The following is a 1,978-nucleotide window of genomic DNA, read 5'->3' as shown; positions in this document are numbered from 1 at the left end:
TTGCGCTGCTCCTTAACCTTGTTTCAGCCGCCAATGCGGAGACCAAGGAAGTGCTTTGGGGCTTTATCAAGCGCTATGCGCCAGAGGCGACGCCTGCTGAACAGCCCTTGCTGGATCAACTCGCAGGCTTTGCTGTCGCCTATTATCGCGACTTCATCCAGCCAACGAAGAGATTCCGTGCACCGACAGAGGCAGAGCTTGCGGCGATCTTAGACCTCAAAGCCCGTCTTGAAGCTATGGGGCCAGACATGCGCGACGGCGATGAAATCCAGAATATGGTGTTTGACGTCGGCAAGACCCACCAGTTTGAAAACCTGCGCGACTGGTTCAAGGCCCTCTACGAAGTGCTGTTGGGTCAAGAACAGGGCCCCAGATTTGGCGGCTTTGTCGCTTTGTTTGGTGTGACTGAAACCATTGCTCTGATTGAGGAAAGGCTGGCTGCATGGTCTTGAAGCTGCGCGTCGCGACCCCTGACGATATGCCCGAAATGAAGGCCCTGATGGCCTTGGCGATTGGGCAATTGATGAATGACTTTCTGACGCCTGAACAAGTCGAAGGCAGTCATGAGACGATGGGGATCGACACTCAGTTGATCGAAGACGGCACCTATTTTGTGGTCCAGGAAGAAGACGGTAAAATCGTGGGCTGTGGCGGGTGGAGCCGGCGCGGCACGCTTTATGGGGGCGATCACAGTGCCGGGCGCGACAATCGCCTCCTCGACCCCGCAACAGAGGCTGCGAGAATTCGGGCCATGTATACCCATCCAGAGCATGTGCGCCGTGGCATTGGCCAGATGATCATCGATGCCGGCGAAGCCGCTGCCCGCGCCGAAGGCTTTAAGAGCGCGCAAATGGGGGCCACTTTGGCGGGTGAGCCACTTTATCGCCGCTGTGGCTATGAGTTGATCGAAGTGATCGAGAAGCATGCCAAAAATGGCGCGATCATTCCCTTAAAGATCATGGGCAAGGCGCTTTAAGCTAACAAGAAAGGTCGCTGGTTGCCCAGCGACCTTTCCATTGCCAGACCGGCGAAACGGCCCAGTCTCAATTCGAAGAAAGGCTCTTAATCGTTAAGCCTTCACCTCCGAAGGGATCCCGACAGACATTTCACTAAGGCGCAGACAATGAGACATAGGATCACCTCCTTTCAGTTGCTAATGGGACGACCATAGCGCCTTAGTTTGAGGCGTCTGTCTAGGGGGGTGGTGCAACAACAAACTCTGTCATCCCGGACGGCGCAGCCGATCCGGGACCTCCTGCCGCAAAGTCCCATGGGGTCCCCGCTCGAGGCTCACGCTTCGGCGGGGATGACATTGTAGGGAACTCCCCTCTCCCTCTGGGAGAGGGGGCGGGGGTGAGGGCGTACACTCACAATAAATGAGAGCGGCTGACCTGTCATAAGCTACAGAACATAATAGCCTTTTGTGCCCAATAAGCCCTCACCCCTTACCCCTCTCCCAGAGGGAGAGGGGAGCGCGAATGCCCCTAACCCCCCAACACCCCGCGCCACAGAACCGCCATTTGATATACAGTCGGCACCCCGATGATCAGCATGAAGGGGAAGGTGATGCCGAGTGAGGAGGTGAGATAGATGGCGGGGTTAGCGGTGGGAAACGTGGCGCGCACGGCGGCCGGGGCGTCGATGTAAGAGGCGGAGGCTGCGACCGCCCCGATGACGAAGGCCGACCCCAAGGGCAGGCCTGCCCAAGTCGCAAGGCCTGAGGCGAGGGCACCGTGCACCATCGGCATGAATATCCCAAAAACAGCCATGGCTGGGCCAACTTTGGCGAATTCTTTCAGATGCCGTGCCGCCGTCATACCCATTTCCAGCAGGAAGAGGACCAGCACGCCCCGGAACAAATCGACAAAGAAGGGCTCAATCTTGGCAAAGTTCTTTTCGCCAATCAGCCCACCGATCAGGAGACCGCCGCCCAGCAAGACTAGGCCGCGCCCGCGCAAGGTCTCCATCAGGATTTCCG

General features: G+C 57.7%; 2 protein-coding genes and 1 pseudogene. 2 read left to right on the top strand and 1 reads right to left on the bottom strand.

Translation table 11 applies throughout. From position 1 onward, the window contains the following. Together lysK and ACOVRA_RS04840 are read left to right on the top strand one after the other, a co-directional pair. Window positions 1-452: pseudogene (gene lysK / locus ACOVRA_RS04845) on the top strand (lysine--tRNA ligase); the annotation flags it as partial. Beyond that, window positions 443-976 (top strand): GNAT family N-acetyltransferase, encoded by a 534-nt coding sequence (locus ACOVRA_RS04840; protein ID WP_421719315.1) that lies wholly within the window; start codon window positions 443-445, stop codon window positions 974-976. The pseudogene lysK and the gene ACOVRA_RS04840, both read left to right, overlap by 10 nt. A 508-nt stretch (window positions 977-1,484) precedes the next feature. Here the strand turns inward: ACOVRA_RS04840 and ACOVRA_RS04835 are convergent. Beyond that, window positions 1,485-1,978 (bottom strand): sodium-dependent bicarbonate transport family permease (locus ACOVRA_RS04835; RefSeq protein ID WP_421719314.1); only part of this gene is annotated, 494 nt, incomplete at its 5' end.

The organism is Aquidulcibacter sp., assembly GCF_049239865.1.
Taxonomy (GTDB): Bacteria; Pseudomonadota; Alphaproteobacteria; order Caulobacterales; family Aquidulcibacteraceae; genus Aquidulcibacter.
Note: the sequence above shows the minus strand (reverse complement) of the source record. Positions and strands in the feature narration are given on the sequence as shown.

Excerpts from the sequence above, each read along its gene's own strand:
- ACOVRA_RS04840 (WP_421719315.1), top strand. The coding sequence starts at position 443 with ATGGTCTTGAAGCTGCGCGTCGCGACCCCTGACGATATGCCCGAAATG.